The 15,102-nt window shown below is 78.1% G+C and carries 12 protein-coding genes; 8 read left to right on the forward strand and 4 right to left on the reverse strand.

Features of this window, described 5'->3' with window-relative positions:
- The first annotated feature begins 36 nt into the window (after nucleotides 1–36).
- Nucleotides 37–2,814 (forward strand): glycosyltransferase family 4 protein, encoded by a 2,778-nt coding sequence (locus BM048_RS04195; RefSeq protein ID WP_090031025.1) that lies wholly within the window; start codon nucleotides 37–39, stop codon nucleotides 2,812–2,814.
- Nucleotides 2,815–3,017: 203 nt separating this feature from the next.
- Here BM048_RS04195 and BM048_RS04200 read toward each other — a convergent pair whose 3' ends face one another.
- Complete coding sequence (locus BM048_RS04200; RefSeq protein ID WP_090031272.1) at nucleotides 3,018–3,887, reverse strand: sigma-70 family RNA polymerase sigma factor; 870 nt, start codon at nucleotides 3,885–3,887, stop codon at nucleotides 3,018–3,020.
- A gap of 619 nt (nucleotides 3,888–4,506) precedes the next feature.
- Between BM048_RS04200 and BM048_RS04205 the strand changes: the two genes are divergently transcribed.
- From BM048_RS04205 to BM048_RS04230, 6 genes are all read left to right on the forward strand, one after another.
- A complete protein-coding gene (locus BM048_RS04205; protein ID WP_090031026.1) occupies nucleotides 4,507–4,989 on the forward strand; it encodes a flagellar protein FlgN in 483 nt (160 codons plus the stop codon).
- 90 nt (nucleotides 4,990–5,079) lie between these two features.
- Entirely contained in the window at nucleotides 5,080–6,531 is a 1,452-nt protein-coding gene (gene flgK, locus BM048_RS04210) for a flagellar hook-associated protein FlgK (protein ID WP_090031027.1), read from the forward strand.
- Nucleotides 6,532–6,547: 16 nt separating this feature from the next.
- Nucleotides 6,548–7,462, forward strand: a complete 915-nt coding sequence (flgL, locus tag BM048_RS04215; RefSeq protein ID WP_239078596.1) for a flagellar hook-associated protein FlgL — start codon at nucleotides 6,548–6,550, stop codon at nucleotides 7,460–7,462.
- Nucleotides 7,459–7,968, forward strand: a complete 510-nt coding sequence (gene fliW / locus BM048_RS04220; RefSeq protein ID WP_239078597.1) for a flagellar assembly protein FliW — start codon at nucleotides 7,459–7,461, stop codon at nucleotides 7,966–7,968. The genes flgL and fliW overlap by 4 nt, the downstream gene beginning before the upstream one ends.
- Nucleotides 7,969–8,105: 137 nt before the next feature.
- Nucleotides 8,106–9,326, forward strand: a complete 1,221-nt coding sequence (locus BM048_RS04225) for an EAL and HDOD domain-containing protein (protein ID WP_139224291.1) — start codon at nucleotides 8,106–8,108, stop codon at nucleotides 9,324–9,326.
- An 82-nt stretch (nucleotides 9,327–9,408) separates the two neighbouring features.
- Entirely contained in the window at nucleotides 9,409–9,732 is a 324-nt protein-coding gene (locus BM048_RS04230) for a DUF2530 domain-containing protein (protein ID WP_239078598.1), read from the forward strand.
- A gap of 39 nt (nucleotides 9,733–9,771) precedes the next feature.
- On the opposite strand, the gene BM048_RS04235 is transcribed toward BM048_RS04230, so the two are convergent.
- The 3 genes from BM048_RS04235 to BM048_RS04245 all read right to left on the reverse strand — a co-directional run bounded on the left by BM048_RS04235 (nucleotide 9,772) and on the right by BM048_RS04245 (nucleotide 12,417).
- Nucleotides 9,772–10,638 carry a DUF3027 domain-containing protein gene (locus tag BM048_RS04235; protein ID WP_373308382.1) on the reverse strand — a complete coding sequence of 289 codons (867 nt, stop codon included), beginning with the start codon at nucleotides 10,636–10,638 and terminating at the stop codon, nucleotides 9,772–9,774.
- A gap of 2 nt (nucleotides 10,639–10,640) precedes the next feature.
- Complete coding sequence (locus tag BM048_RS04240; protein ID WP_090031030.1) at nucleotides 10,641–11,027, reverse strand: cold-shock protein; 387 nt, start codon at nucleotides 11,025–11,027, stop codon at nucleotides 10,641–10,643.
- A 160-nt stretch (nucleotides 11,028–11,187) separates the two neighbouring features.
- Complete coding sequence (locus BM048_RS04245; protein ID WP_090031031.1) at nucleotides 11,188–12,417, reverse strand: EAL and HDOD domain-containing protein; 1,230 nt, start codon at nucleotides 12,415–12,417, stop codon at nucleotides 11,188–11,190.
- Nucleotides 12,418–12,551: 134 nt separating this feature from the next.
- Between BM048_RS04245 and BM048_RS04250 the strand changes: the two genes are divergently transcribed.
- On the forward strand, nucleotides 12,552–15,074 hold the full coding sequence (locus BM048_RS04250; protein WP_090031032.1) for a helicase-associated domain-containing protein: 2,523 nt from the start codon (nucleotides 12,552–12,554) through the stop codon (nucleotides 15,072–15,074).
- Nucleotides 15,075–15,102 lie beyond the last annotated feature (28 nt).

A 15,102-nucleotide genomic window follows, 5' to 3' on the forward strand; every position in this document is an offset into this window, starting at 1 on the left:
CCTCAGACGGGTGACCTCGCCGCCGATCCCTCAGGCATGTGGTTCGCCGACCCCGCCGCCCGCCTGCACCTCGGCCTCGCGCCCGACGCGCCGCTGCGCGTGCGCTGGGAGGGGTACCTGCGCAACCCCTCGGGCTACGGGCACGAGGGGCGCCACCTCGCCCTCGGCCTCGCGCGGGCGGGGTGGGAGGTCGTCGTCCGCACGGTCCAGGACGTGCCCGGCTTCGAGGCGGCGCTCCCGGCCGGGGACCGCGCGCTGCTCGCGGAGCTCCTGGCCCGCGAGCCCGGTGACGAGGACGTCGTCGTGCAGAACGTCGTGCCGAACCTCGTGGGCCGGCGCGCCCAGGGCGGGTACCAGGTGGCCCGGACGATGTTCGAGTCGGACGGCCTGAACCCGGCATGGCTGGCCCAGCTCCGGCAGGTCGACGAGGTCTGGGTCCCGACCGCCTTCAACGCCCGCACGTTCCCCGCCGCCGGCCTCGACGTGCCCGTGCACGTCGTCCCGGGCGGCGTCGACACCGCCCTCTTCGCCCCGGGCGCCGCGCCGCTGCCGGCCCTCGCGGACGGCCCCGGCACGACCTTCCTCGCCGTCGCCGCGGACGCGGCCAACCGACGCAAGGGCTGGGACGTGCTGCTCACCGCCTGGGCGCTGGCCTTCGAGCCCGGCGACGACGTCCGTCTCGTCCTCAAGGTCGACGGTGCGGACACGGGCTCGCCCGACGCCTGGGGCGTCGGCGAGGTCGCCGCGCGCGTCGAGCGGGTCCGCGCACGCACGGAGCGCTGGGTCGACGCGACCCTCGCCGCGCTCGGCCGCAACCGCTCCGACGTCGCCCCGGTGGTGGTGCTCCCCGACCTGGTGCCCGAGGCCCTCATGCCCGCCCTCTACGCCGCGGCCGACGCCGTCGTCATGCCCAGCCGCGGCGAGGGCTACGGTCTGCCGGCGCTCGAGGCGATGGCGTGCGGCGTGCCATTGGTGGCCACGGACTGGAGCGGGCTGGGCGACCTCCTCGACGAGGGCGTCGCGCTCCCGGTCGACGTCGAGCGCCTCGTCGAGATCAGGCCCGACGAGATGGGCCCCGTCTACGCGGGCCAGCGCTGGGCGCAGCCGTCCGTCCCCTCCCTGGTCGCGCAGCTCCACCGCGTGGTCGACGACCGGGCGGCGATGGCGGCCGTCGGTGCCGCCGCCAGGGAGCATGCCGTGCGGGCGTGGGACTGGTCCGTCGGCGTCGCGGCGGCCGCCGCGCGCCTCGAGGCGATCGGCCGCCGGGTGCGCCGCCGCCCCGCCGCGCCGGACGCCGTGCGCGTGCGCTGGGAGGGCGAGCAGTACAGCACCCACAGCCTCGCGCACGTCAACCGCGGCATCTGCCGCGAGCTCGTCGCCGACCCGCGCGTGGCCCTCGAGGTGGCGACGCGTGAGGTCGACCCGGTGCCGGACCTCGTCGCCGGGAGCCCCGACGCGCTGCTCGGTGCGACGGCCCCCGTGCACGACGTGCCCCAGGTGACCGTGCGCCACCAGTGGCCGCCGGACTGGACCCCGCCGGCGCGTGGCGCGTACGTCCTCGTGCAGCCGTGGGAGTTCGGCGGCCTGCCGCAGGAGTGGGCCGACGGCGCCCGGCTCGCGGACGAGATCTGGTGCTACTCCACGTGGGTGCGCGACTGCTACGAGCTGTCCGGCGTCCCGGCCGAGAAGCTGCGCGTCGTCCCTCTGGGTGTCGACACCGACGTGTTCTCCCCCGACGGCGACCGGCACCCGCTGGCGACGACGAAGGGCACCCGGCTGCTGTACTGCGGCGGGCCGCTGCCCCGCAAGGGCATCGACGTCCTCGTCGCCGCGTACCTCGACGCCTTCACCGCGGACGACGACGTCTGCCTGGTGGTGAAGGCGCACGGCACCCGCACCACCTACCCGGGCAGCCGGGACCACCTCGACGAGCTGCTCGAGCGCGCGGCGCTGCCCGGGGCGCCGGCCGTGGAGGTCATCGACGAGGACCTCACCACCGCCGGGCTGGCCGCGCTGTACCGCGCGTGCGACGCCCTGGTGCACCCGTACCGCGGCGAGGGGTTCGCCCTGCCGGTCGCCGAGGCGATGGCGTGCGGGCTGCCCGTGGTGGTCACCGCCGTCGGCGCGACCGCGGACTTCTGCGACGAGGCGACGGGCTGGCTCGTGCCCGCCGAGGTCCGCCGGCTGCGGACGCACACGTTCGGCCCCGGGGCCGCGAAGTACTTCTGGGCCGAGCCCGACGCGGCCGCGCTGGGAGCCCTCCTCCGCGAGGTCGTCGACCGGCCCGACGAGCGCGTCCGCCGTGGGGCCGCCGCGCGCCGCCGCATCGCGGAGGGGTTCACCTGGCGGGCCACCGCCCGGGCGGTCGCGGACCGGCTCGCGGAGCTGGCGCACGTCGTGCCGCTCGCGGAGCGTCCGGTGCCGGCACTGGCCACCCGGTCGCGTCGGACCGTGCTGCACGTGCCGGGCCAGCACGAGCCGGGACGACCCGGCGGGGGCCTCGTGACCCAGCGCTCGGCCGGCGCCCAGGCGACCGACGCCCTCGTCACCTACCTGGCGACCTACCGCGCCGGCGACGACATCTGCCTCGTGCTGCCCGTCGCGCCCGACCCCGCGGCCGTGGCCGAGGCCGTCGAGGACGTGCGGGCGCGCATCGCCGCAGCCTGCCTGCCCGAGCACGAGGTCCCCGAGATCCTCCTGGTCCCGGCCGGTCCCGACGAGCTGCCGGCCCTGCGCGCGATGACCGCGTGGAGCACCGACGACCCCGGCGTCGACCTGCCCGCGCTCGGTCGCCGCACCCCCGTCGCGCGCTGAGCGGTCCTCCGCGTCGTCCCCGGTCCGCGCGTGCGTGGGCCGAGGACGACGTCGTCCCCGGCTCGTCCCACCCTGCGCCACCCTGCGCCGCCCTGGGCCACCCTGCGCGGGACGCACGACGGCCCCGGGGCGTGAGCCCCGGGGCCGTGCGGTGAGCTGGGTCGTGCGGGTGAGCGGTGCGTGAGCGGCGCGTGGTGCCGCGGTCAGGCGGAGACGCTGGCCAGGCCGGCACCCTCGTCGTACAGGGTGACGCCCGAGGTGCGCGGCGAGGGCAGCACGCCGGCGGGGGCCATCGCGGCGCGGGCCGCGACGGAGGCGAAGTACTGCTGGCGGCGGCGCTCGGCGACGCCGTCCGGACGGGCGGCGGCCGGGACGAGGTCCGGGTCGAGCGCGGCGTTCATGCCGTCGCGCAGGAGGGTGAGCGCCTCCGTGCGCAGCTGGCTGATGCGCGACTGCGTGACGCCCAGCTCCTCGGCCAGGTCGACGACGGACCGGTCCTCGAGGAACAGGCCGGACACGACGAGGCGCAGCCGGTCCGGGAGCGTGTCGACGGCGGCGCGCAGCCAGTGCAGGCGCTCGTCGGCGAGGAGGGCCTCCTCGGGGTTCGGGGCGTCGTCCGGCATGATGTCGGCGACCGGGCGCTCGGTGGCGTCGATGCTCAGCACCCGGCGCTCGGCGTCCTGGCGGGCCTTGTCGACCGTCTCCACGTCCGAGCCCAGCGCGCTGGCCAGCTCGTGCCGCGTGGGCGTGCGGCCGAGCGAGGCGGTGAGCCGCTCGGAGGTGCTCGCGAGCTCGCGGACGCGGTGCCGCGCCCCGCGGGTGGCCCAGTCCATCGAGCGCAGCTCGTCGACGAGCGCCCCCCGGATCCGCAGCGCCGCGTAGCGCGCGAAGGGCACCCCGGTGGTGGGGTCGTAGGCGCGGGACGCCAGGACGAGCGCGAGCTGGCCGGCGGAGGTCAGCTCGTCGCGGGAGACGGTCGGGGGCACCCGGTGCAGCAGCTCGCTGACGTGGTACCCGACGAGGGGCAGGTGGGCCAGGACCAGCTCGTCCGGGCTCTGGGGGAGGTCGCTCACGCAGAGGGTGTCGGCCTCCGCAGGGTCCGCCTTGAGGGGTGCCGCCGGGTGAGTGAGCACGTGCGGTCGTCGACCCGCTCCGAGGGTCGGGCGAACCGGGCGCACCGGGCGGCGCGAACCGCCCGGACCGGACGACTCACCCCCGCCCGGTCACGACGCTGTGATGCACGTCACCGCGCGGTCCTCTCCCGAGCGCCCGCCCGTTGCCGACCGTGCGCCCATTCCGCGCATCGACGACCGGGTCGGCCCGGTCCGGCCCGGCTCGGTCCAGGAGGGAGCCGCGCGACCGCCGTCCCGGTCGCACCCGGGCATCCCGGGAGCCCGTCCACGGCGGCCCCGAGCCGGGTGCCCGCCGTCACGGGCGCGGCTCGGCCGGCGCGGACCACCGTGACGCGCCGCGCCTCACCCGCCGGCGCTGGTCCCCCCGGGTGACGTGCGGTCGGTCCGGGACGCCGGCGGCGGTGCCACCGAGGACGTCGCGGCGCCGGGCACCAGGGGCGCGGACCGGGACCACCCGATCGGACCAGACGTCTCACCCGCCCGGACCCCGTGCCGATGAGGTGCGTGACAGGGCACGGCGCGACCGGCGCCGCCCGCGAGCGGGACGAGGTCGGACCCCATGGCGCTGAACCGGCTCTCCGAGGTGCTGTGGCGTGAGCGCCACCTCCTCGAGACGCTGCTCTTCAAGCTCGAGGAGGAGCAGCTGCTGCTCAGCAGCGGCCGCACGCGCTGGCTGGCCCTCGCGACCGCCGAGGTCGAGCACGCCCTCGACGCCATCCGCGAGGCCGAGCTGGCCCGCGCGGTCGAGGCCGAGGCCGTCGCCGTCGAGCTCGGCGTCGTGCCGGGCTCCAGCCTCGCGGTCCTCGCCGCGCACGCGCCGGCCCCGTGGGACGAGCTGCTGCGCGCGCACCGCGACGCCTTCGCGTCCCTCACCGCGGAGATCGGGCACCTGGCGGACGGCAACCGGGAGCTGCTGGCCCTGTCGCACCGCGCGACGCAGGAGACCCTCGCGGCGCTCCAGGACGACGTGCGCACCTACGACGGGTCGGGCCACGCGGCGGCGACCTCGCCGCTGGCGCACCTCATCGACCGCTCCATCTGACCGATCGGACGGCCGGGACGACCCGTCCCGCGACCGTCCGCCCGCCCCGCGCGCGGCCCCGGCCACGCACCACCAGGAGGACACCGGACCGTGAGCACCTTCTCCGGGATCTCGACGGCGCTGAGCTCGCTCGTCGCCCAGCGCCAGGCGCTGGACGTGACGAGCCAGAACGTGGCCAACGCCAACACCGTCGGCTACACCCGCCAGCGGGCCACGCTCGTCGCGTCCCCGACGGCGATCAACCCCTCCATGTTCTCGACGGCGTCCGGCGTGGGCGACGGCGTGCGCGTCACCGGCGTGGCCCGCCTGGCCGACGCCTTCCTCGACGCGCAGGTGCGCTCGACGACGAGCGGGGCCGCGTTCCACGCCGTCCGCGCGACCGCCTACGACACCCTCGAGACGTCGCTCGGGGAGCTCGACACCGACAGCTCCCTGTCCGCCGGCATGAACGACATGTGGGCCGCGTGGGGCGACCTGTCCAACCACACGGACCAGGCCGCGACGCGGACGTCGGTCCTCGACCGCTCCGCCGCCGTCGTCGACCGCATCGGCGCGCTGTACCAGGGCGTGCGGACCCAGTGGACGCAGGCGCGCGACCAGACCGTGGCCCTCGTCGACCAGGTGAACTCCACCGCGGCGACCGTCGCCGACCTCAACCGGCGCATCCTGTCCGTGCAGAGCCTCGACGGGAACGCCAACGAGCTCATGGACCAGCGCGACCAGGCGGTCACGACGCTCGCGGGCCTCGTCGGCGCCACCGCGCAGACGGGCCAGAACGGCACCCTGTCGGTGCTCGTCGGCGGCAACGCGATCGTCGAGGGCTCCTCGGCGCGGCCCGTGCGGCTCGCCGGCGCCACCTCCTTCGCCGCTGCGACCGGGGCCGCGGCCGCCGTGCCCCCCGTGGCCGGCGACCCCGTCCGGCTCGTGTGGGCCGACCGCCCGACCTCGACCGTGGGCGTCACCGGCGGCTCCGTCGCCGGGCAGCTCTCCGTGCTCGCGCCGCCGGACCCCGCGGGCGGCGGCGGCGTCCTCACGGAGGCCGCCGCCCGGCTCGACGCCGTGGCCGCCACGCTCGCGGGCCAGGTGAACGCGGTGCACCGCACGGGCTTCACGCGCACGGGCGCGGCCGGCGGCGACGTCTTCACGTTCGCCGCCGGTCAGCCCCCGGCCCTCGGCCTGCGCGTGGCGATCACCGACGGTGCGCTGCTCGCGGCCTCCGGGTCCGCCGACCCGGCCGCGGCGCTCGACGGCCGGGTGGCCGACGCGGTCGCCGCCCTCAGCACGTCCACGACGGGCCCCCAGGCCCGGTGGACCTCCGCGGTCGTCGAGCTGGGCAACCGGTCGGCGAGCGCGAGCGCCCGCGCGACGGTCTCGGAGGACGCGCGCGCCGCGGCCGCCGGGCAGCAGACGTCGAACGCGGCCGTCGACACCGACGAGGAGACCGTGAACCTCATGGCGTACCAGCGGGGCTACCAGGCCGCCGCGCGGGTGCTGTCGACCATCGACAGCGTCCTGGACTCCCTCATGAACATGGCGAGGTGACGAAGTGATCGGCCGCGTGACCCACCAGACCGTCCAGCGCTCCAGCCTGGCCAACCTCCAGGTGAACCTGGGGCGGATGGCCGAGCTGCAGGCGAAGCTCAGCTCCGGGAAGAACGTCCAGAAGCCGTCGGACGACCCGGCGGCGACGTCGGACATCCTCCTGCTCGACCGCCAGGCCGCCCGCGTCGCGCAGTACGAGCGCAACGCCCAGGACGCCACGACGTGGCTCAACGTGGCCGACACGACCCTGCAGACCTCGGTGAAGAGCCTCACCGCCGCCCGCACCCTGCTCGTCCAGGCCGGCAACGGCGGGTACGGGCAGGCCGAGCGCGAGGCGATCGCCCTCGAGCTCGAGGGCATCCGTGACGACCTGCTGCGGCAGGCCAACACGAGCGTCAACGGGCGCACGGTGTTCGCCGGCACCTCCGACGCGGGCGAGGGCTGGACCCTCGGCACCGACGGGTCCGGGGCCCGCACCTACACCCACACCGCGTCGGTCGCGGGCGCCACGACCCCGGTCCTGCGCCGGGTCGGCGACGCGGTGACCGTCCGCGTCGACGCCGACGGGGCCGCCGCGTACGGCGACGGCGCCACCTCGGTGTTCGCCGTCCTCGACGCCGCCGCGACGGCGCTGCGCACCGGCGGCGCCAACGGCCCCGACGTCACGCCGCTCCTCCAGGGCGTCGACGGCCGCCTCGAGGCGCTGAAGGCCGCCAACGCGGCCGTCGGCAGCCGCCAGAACCTCGTCCAGAACGCCCAGTCGGACCTCGCCTCCGCCTCGCTCACGGTCAAGGACCAGCGCGCCCGGGTGCAGGACATCGACCTCGCCGCCGTGACCATCGACCTGCAGGCCCAGGAGATCGTGTACAAGAGCGCCCTCGCCGCCACCGCCAAGACCCTCCAGCCCTCCCTGCTGGACTTCCTCCGGTGAGCGCGGCGACCGTGACCCCGCACCCCCTCGACCTCGACCTCGACCCGGCCGACGCGCCCGGGACCGTCGCGGTCCTCGGTCCCGACGGCCGCACCGTGCCCGTCCCGGACCGGCTCGCGCTCGTCGAGCCGCTGCCCGGGCTCCCCGGCTACGACGTCCTCTCGCTCGAGGCGCTGGACGACACCGCGACCCTCTTCGCCGCCCGGTCCCTGCCGGGCGCGGAGGTGCCGCTGCGGCTGTTCCTCGTCGCCCCGGGCGCCTTCTTCCCCGCCTACCGGCCGGGTACCGCCGCCGCCGTGCGCCTGCTCGACGAGGGCGCCGGCACGGCTACGGGCACGGGCACGGGCGGCGCCACCGTGCTCCTCGCCGTGGTGCACCCCGTCGACGAGGACCACGAGGCGCCGACCGCCAACCTGCTGGCACCGGTCGTCGTGGACGTCGCCTCCGGGCGTGCCGTGCAGACGGTGCTCGAGGGCGACTGGCCGCTGCGGGCACGGCTCGCATGAGCTGGGCCGACACGCTGCGCGGCGCGCGGGGCACCGCCTCCGCCGGCGCGGACCGGACCTCGTCAGCAGCACCCGGAGCACCGTCCGTGGCACCGCAAGACGTCGCGGCCCTCCGGCCGCGACCGGCAGGGGGCAGCGTGGACCCGCGTCGGCACGCCGGCGTCGGGCGGCCGGCCGTCGGCTCGACCATCCAGCGTCAGCCCGTCGTGCACCCGGACCGCAGCGTCTTCGGCTACGCGCTGCGCGCGAAGGTCGTGGGGCGCGCCTCCGGCACCGTCGACGACCGCGCGGACCGCGTGCGCGACGACGAGTACGGCCTGCTCGACCTCGACGCCCTCGGCGGGGACCGGCCCGTGGTGCTGCGCGCCACCGCCGGCATCCTGGCCGGGACCACCCCCGTCCCGCCGTGCTCCTACGGCGTGGTGCTGGAGGTCCCGCACGCCCTCGCGGTGCGGCCCGACACGGCCGAGCGGATGGGTGCGCTGCGCGCCGCCGGCTACGCGCTGGCCCTCGGCGACTTCGCGGGGACGACGTCGCAGGAGGTGCTGCTGCCGCTCGTCGACTACGTGAAGGTCGACCTCGGCCTGGACCCCTCGCTCGTGCGGACGCTCGCCGACCGCGCGCACGACGCGGAGGCCGTCGTCGTCGCCGAGCGCGCGGACACCGCCGCGCGGCTCGAGCTGGCCGCGCAGATCGGCGCCGAGCTGCTGCAGGGGCCGATGTTCCACCGGGACCCCGCGGTCGAGCCGCGCCGGTTCACCGCCGGGCAGCTGCAGTGCCTCGAGCTCATGCAGATGCTGTCCTCGCCGCAGGTCGACCACGCGGCCGTCGTGCGCGTCGTCAGCGCCGACCCCGAGCTGTCGATCCGGGTGCTGCACCTCATCAACTCCTCGGCGTACGGCCTGCGCCGGCAGATCGACTCCGTGCACCAGGCCGTCGTGCTCGTCGGGCCGAACCAGCTCGCCGCCCTGGCGACCGCCTCGCTCGTCGACGCCCGCCCGACGAACGTCGGCCCGCTGTGGTCGATGCTCACCCGCGCGCGCACCATGCACAGCCTGTCCGGGTCCGACGCGGGCTACACCGTGGGCCTGCTGTCCGCGCTCGCGGCGCAGCAGAAGGTCGCCGTGACGGAGATCGTGCAGCGCACGGGCGTGTCCGCCGAGGTGGCCGCCGCCCTGACCGACCGGTCCGGCCCCTGGGGCGCGATGCTCGAGGCCGTCATCAGCCACGAGGAGAACGACACCGACGCCGTCGCGCGGACGGGCCTGGAGCCGCTCACCGTGGCGCAGGCGTTCCTCGCCGCGGTGCCGGAGGCGCTCGCCATCGCCTCGGCCCTGGCCGTCGTCACCCGCGGCTGACGGCCGGGTCGACGGCCGGGCCCGGCTGACGGCTGGCCCGGCTGACGGCGGGGCCCGGTCGGCCGGGCGCTAGGCTCGGGCCGTGCGCGCGCTCATCGGGGTCCTCCTGCACCCGCGGCGCACCGCCCCGCCCCCGCTCGCCATCGACCTGCGGGTCGTGGCGCTCGCGGGGGCGCTGCTGTGGACGGTCGCCGGCGTCGTGTGCGTCGTCCTGGCCTCGTCGGGGTCCATCACGTGGCGCCCGGTCGAGACCTGCGCGGCCGGCGTGGTGCTCGGGCTCGTCGGCGCCGCGTGGGCCCGTCGTCAGGGCCCGGACGGGCAGGTCGGCCGGCAGGGTGTCCACCAGGGCGCGCCGCACGACGAGGACCTCGACGGCCCCGTCGACGGGAGCCTGCCCCCGCGCTGAGGTCCCCGAGCGGGACCGTCCTGCCGCGGACGTCACCGCTCAGGCGACCGGCGGCTCCTCGGCGGCGTCCGCGAGTCCCTCGGCAACGGGCTCGTCGGCGGCAGGCTCGTCGGCAGCGGGACCGTCAGGGACGGCCTCGGCGACCGGGGCCTCCGGGGCGGCGGCGATGCGCACGAGCTCGAGCCGCGTCTCGTCGACGAGCGGGTCCGGTGCGGGCCAGTCGGACGGCACGGGCGGGACGTCGGTCTCCGAGTGCGCGCCGCACCCGTGGTCGAGGCTCACGACGCGGCCGTCGTCCGGCGACCACTCGTTGGCGCAGACCCCGAACACGGTGCCGAGCGAGCCCTGCAGCGGCACGAGGAAGCCACAGCCCGAGCACGGCGCCGCCGACGCGACGGCGCCCGGCGTCGTCGGGCCGTGGCTGCCGCGGTACCAGCGGGTGGCGGCCTCGTCGCGGCCGGCCGGCGACAGGACGCGGGCCCGGGCCAGCGCGAGCTCCTCGATGGCGACGTCGTCGAGCTCGGGGTCGCCCGACGGCGTCCAGCCCGGCTCGAGCCGGGGGTCGTCGGCGCGGAAGGGCAGCACGTCGCCGGGGCCGATGTCCCCGGGACGCAGGCGCTCCGCCCACGGCACCCACGGGGCGCCCAGCAGGGCGTCGGGCCCGGGCAGCAGCACGGACTCGCACACCGTGGCGGCCCGGCCGCGCGGGACGCGCGCGAGCGTGACGGTGAACTCCCAGCCGCGGTACCCGGGCGCCAGGCAGGCGAACCGGTGCGAGACGAGCCGCTCGGCGTCGACCACCGTGCCCAGGTGCTCGCCGACGTGCCCCGGCTCCTCGGCCGTCTCGACCGCGGCGGCCCGGGCCACCTCGACCGCGCCGACGAGCAGCGCCTCCTTGACCGCCACGCTCAGGCCTCGTCGAGGTCGTCGGCGACGGCCCGCAGGAGGGTGGCGTACTGGCCGGCGCGCGCCTTCTCGGGGTAGCGGCCGCGGCGCAGGTCGTTGCCGACGCGGTCGAGCACCTTGATGAGGTCCTCGACGATGACCGCCATGTCCTCCGCGGGCTTGCGCGCCGCCCGCACGACGGACGGCAGCGGCTCCAGCATCGTCACCGAGAGCGCCGACGGCCCGCGCCGCCCGTCCGCGACCCCGAAGTCGACCTTGGCGCCCGGCTTGGGCGCCGTCACGCCCGCCGGCAGCGCGGAGGCGTGCAGGAACACCTCGCCGCCGTCGTCGCTGGCGATGAACCCGAAGCCGCGCTCGGTGTCGAACCACTTGACCTTGCCCGTGGGCACCGCACACCCCTGTCCTGCGTCCGCAGATCTCCTCGCGCCGGCTGGGCACCCGCCCGAGCACCCGCCCGAGCACCCGCCCGAGCACCCGCCCGCGCACCCGCCCCGCGGGCGCGCGCCGTCGCGCCGGTCACCGACCGACCCCTGAGGTTACCCTCCGCCGTCAGTCCCCGAGCGCGCCGAGCACGCTGCGGGCACGCCGCACGCCGGCCAGGTAGGCGGTCGAGACGCGCAGGGCCGTGTGCGGCGGCGCGATGTCCGGCACCTCGTCGGCCTCCTCGGCGCGCAGGTAGGCGTCGAGCGCGTCGCAGGCGGCCGTGACGTCCGCCTCCGGGGTCGACCAGGCGAACCAGCCCTCGACGACCGTGCGGTCCTCCCCCAGCAGCTCCGAGACGAGGCGGACCACCTGCTCCGTCGCCGCGGCACGCGGGTCCTCCGGGGCCAGCAGCTCCGCGGCCGCCGTGCGCGCCAGGCACCGCACCGCGAGGTCGTCGTCGGCGTGGCCGCTGGACCCCACGAGCTCGAGGACGAGCATGGCGCTCAGCCGCTCGCGCCCGAGCATGACGAGCGCCTGGTGCAGCGTGCGCACGCCGTGCCGGGCCCCCGCGACCGAGTTGCACGCGCGCAGCGCCTTGAGCGCCAGCGCCGGGTCGGCCGAGACGAGCTCGGTGATCTGCGGGAAGGACACGCGCGGGTCCGCGAGCTGGGCCAGCAGGCGCAGCGCGGTCGTCGCGCTGTGGTGCAGCGAGGTGCGGGCGACGACGGACGGGCGCCGCAGGTGGTAGCCCTGGAAGAGGTCGAAGCCCGCCGCGACGGCGTCGGCCAGGTCCTGCTCGGTCTCGATCCGCTCGGCGACGAGCTCGACGGGCCGTCCCGCCCCCGCGCGCAGCCAGTCGACCATCGCGGGCAGCCCGCCCGGCGGCACGTCGCGCAGGTCCACCTTCGCGAAGTCCGCCAGCGGCAGCAGCCCCGCCCGGCGGTCGCCGGGCACGACGTCGTCGATGGCGATGCGGAAGCCCACCGCCCGCAGCGCCTCGATCCCCCGCACCACGGCCTCGTCGGGCTCCACGCGCTCGAGCACCTCCAGCACCACCTGGGCCGGGTCGAGCGGGACGGGCAGCTCCAGGGTGAGGAAGCGGCGCGGCAGGTTGACGAACAGCGGCACGTCGCCGGCCAGGTCGCGCGGGTCGAACTCCGTCGTCACGGCGGAGATGACGCGCGCGGTCGCCACGTCGTCGTCGAAGGCCGCGCCCTCGCCCGCCACGACGGCGCGCGGGTCGGGGCGGAAGAGCAGCTCCTGCGCGCGCACGCGGCGGTGCGCGTCGTAGATCGCCTGCCGCGCCACGCAGACCACCTGGCTGCCCACGGGCAGCGCGGCGACGTCGAGCTCCATGCGCGCCCCCGTCCGGCCCGTCCCTGCGTCCCGCGGCGCACGCGCGCCACCCCCCTCCCTTCGGCAGCGGGGGGCGAGGCTTGAAGGAAGCGCCGCCGGGGCGTGCGGCGCGCGGCCCTCGTAGGGTGGTGCGGATGGCCACGTTCCTGGACGACCTGCGGGCGCGGGACGACGACGCGCTCGCGGCGCTCCTGCGCGCCCGGCCGGACCTGGCCAGCCCGTCCCCCGTGACCCTCGCGAGCCTCGCGGTGCGCGCCACGGGCCGGACGAGCACCGACCGGGCGCTGGCCGAGCTCGACGCCACGACGCTGCAGGTGCTCGAGGCCGTGGTCGTGCTCGACGGCGCCGGCACGCCGCCGATCCGCGCCCGGCTGCACGACGCCCTCGGGGCCGACGACGACGTCGCGCGGGCGGCGGTCGACGCCGCGGTGGGGGCGGCGCTCGAGCGCGCGCTGGTGCTGGAGGGGCCCGGAGGTGAGGACGCCGGGGGCGGCGCCCCGGGCGTCGACCGCGTCCTGCGCGCCGCACCCGGCCTCGCCGACGCGCTCGGCCCGTACCCCGCCGGCCTCGCGCCCGCGACCGTCCCCGACCCGCCCGGCACCGCCCCGGGGGACGACGACCCCGCCGGCGCCGTCGCGGCCCTGCTGGGGCAGGCGCCGACCGGTGCCGCGGCGCTGCTCGACGCGCTCGTCTGGGGTCCCCCGGTCGGGGTCGCCCCCGCGCCCCGGACGCCGGCCGCCGCGGCCGTCGCGGCCCTCCTGCGCGCGGGCCTGCTCGCCCCCGGCACGGGGTCGCACGTCGTCCTGCCGCGCGGCGTCGCGCTGGCACTGCGGGGCGGGCGGACCCACGCCGCGCCGGCCCTGCCGCCCGCGCCCGGCGCCCCCGCCCCGGGGCTCACCGACGCCGGCGTCGCGACGGAGTCGGCGGCCGGGGCCGAGCGGGCCGTGCGCCTCGTCGAGGCCCTGCTGCGGCTGTGGGAGCGCACGCCGCCCCGGGTGCTGCGCGGCGGCGGGCTCGGCGTGCGGGACCTGCGGCGGACGGCGGCGGCGCTGGACGTGGCGGAGGACGAGGTCGCCGTGCTCGTCGAGGTCGCGGGGGCCGCGGGGCTCGTCGCGGACGACGGCGAGGAGCTGCCCGCGTTCCTGCCGACGGCGTCCTCGGACACCTGGGCGGCGGGCGACCTGCCGCAGCGGTGGTCCGCCCTCGTCCGCGCGTGGGTCGGGACCGTGCGGGCACCATGGCTGGTGGGCACGCGCGACGAGCACGGCAGCCCGCGCGCCGCCCTCGACCCGACGGTCCAGCGCACGTGGGCGCCCCGCCTGCGCCGGGAGGTGCTCGTCGCGCTCGCGGCGCTGCCGCCCGCGGTCGTCGCCCCGCCGGAGGGGGTCCTGGCCGCGCTGCGGCACCGCGCCCCCCGGTCGGTGCCGCCCGAGCCGGCCGTCCGCGCGGTGCTGGCCGAGGCGGCGCTGCTGGGCGTCCTCGGCGCGGGCGCGCTCGGGGCGCCGGGGCGCGCGCTGCTCGCGGAGGTGGTCCGGACGGGCCCCGTGACGTCCGGCGACGAGGACCCGGTCGCCGCCGCGCTGGCGGCCGCCCTGCCCGAGCCCGTCGACGTGCTGCTGCTCCAGGCCGACCTCACCGGCGTCGTGCCCGGCCGGCCGGCCGACGAGCTGGCCGACCTGCTGGAGGCGGTGTCCGTCGTCGAGTCGCGCGGCGGTGCCCTCACCGTCCGGTTCACCGCCGGGAGCGTGCGCGAGGGGCTCGACGCCGGCCGCACCGCCGACGACGTGCTGGCCGCGCTGGCCCGGCACGTCCCCGGCGGGCGCGTGCCGCAGCCGCTGGAGTACCTCGTGCGCGACGTGGCCCGCCAGCACGGGCGCCTGCGGGCCGGCACGGCGGACGGCTACCTGCGCTCCGACGACCCCGCGGTGCTGGCCGGGCTCGTCGAGGACCCGCGCCTGGCGTCCCTGGGGCTGTTCCGGCTGGCCCCGACCGTGCTCGGCGCCCGGGCCACGGCCGGCGAGCTCCTGGCGGCGCTGCGGGCGGCGGGCCGGGCGCCGGTCGCCGAGGGGCCCGACGGGCAGGTCGTGCACGCCGGCCCGGCGACGCGGCGCGCCCGTGGCCGCGGCCCCCGGGCATCCGTGCCGCCGCCGCCCGCCCCGCCCGCGCGCGTGGAGGCGCTCGTCGCCCGCCTGCGCGCCGCGGACGAGCACGAGCGTGCGCTGGAGGCCGCGGGGGCCACGGCCGGGACCGGCCCGCAGGCGGGGGTCCCCACGGGCGACGGCGGCCCCGACCGCCCGGGCGACGCGGTCGCGCGCGTCGTCGAGCGCGCGGCGGGGGCCGTCCGGGGCACGTCGCCGCGGGCCGGGCGCGACGGGAAAGGCGACGTCAGCGGCGGGGCCTCAGGTGCCGCCGGCGCGGGGGGAACAGCCGACCCGGCGTCGGCGTTGCTGGTCCTGCGGCAGGCGGCGGCCGACCGGACCGCCGTGCGCGTCGAGCTCGTCGGGCCCGACGGGCGGCTGCAGGAGCGGGTGCTGCGGCCCCTGCGGGTGGACGCGGGCCGGCTGCGCGCCGTCGACCCGGCCCGTGCGGCGGAGCTGACCATCGCGGTGCACCGCATCGCCGGCGTCCGCCCGGTCGACCCGCCCGACGCCCCGTGACCCGCCCGCCCCGGTCTGCCTTCCCGCC

The organism is Cellulomonas marina (genome assembly GCF_900111925.1).
Lineage (GTDB): Bacteria > Actinomycetota > Actinomycetes > Actinomycetales > Cellulomonadaceae > Cellulomonas > Cellulomonas marina.

Excerpts from the sequence above, each read along its gene's own strand:
- BM048_RS04195 (WP_090031025.1), top strand. The coding sequence starts at position 37 with ATGTGGTTCGCCGACCCCGCCGCCCGCCTGCACCTCGGCCTCGCGCCC.
- BM048_RS04205 (WP_090031026.1), top strand. The coding sequence starts at position 4,507 with ATGGCGCTGAACCGGCTCTCCGAGGTGCTGTGGCGTGAGCGCCACCTC.
- BM048_RS04245 (WP_090031031.1), bottom strand. The coding sequence starts at position 12,417 with ATGGAGCTCGACGTCGCCGCGCTGCCCGTGGGCAGCCAGGTGGTCTGC.
- BM048_RS04250 (WP_090031032.1), top strand. The coding sequence starts at position 12,552 with ATGGCCACGTTCCTGGACGACCTGCGGGCGCGGGACGACGACGCGCTC.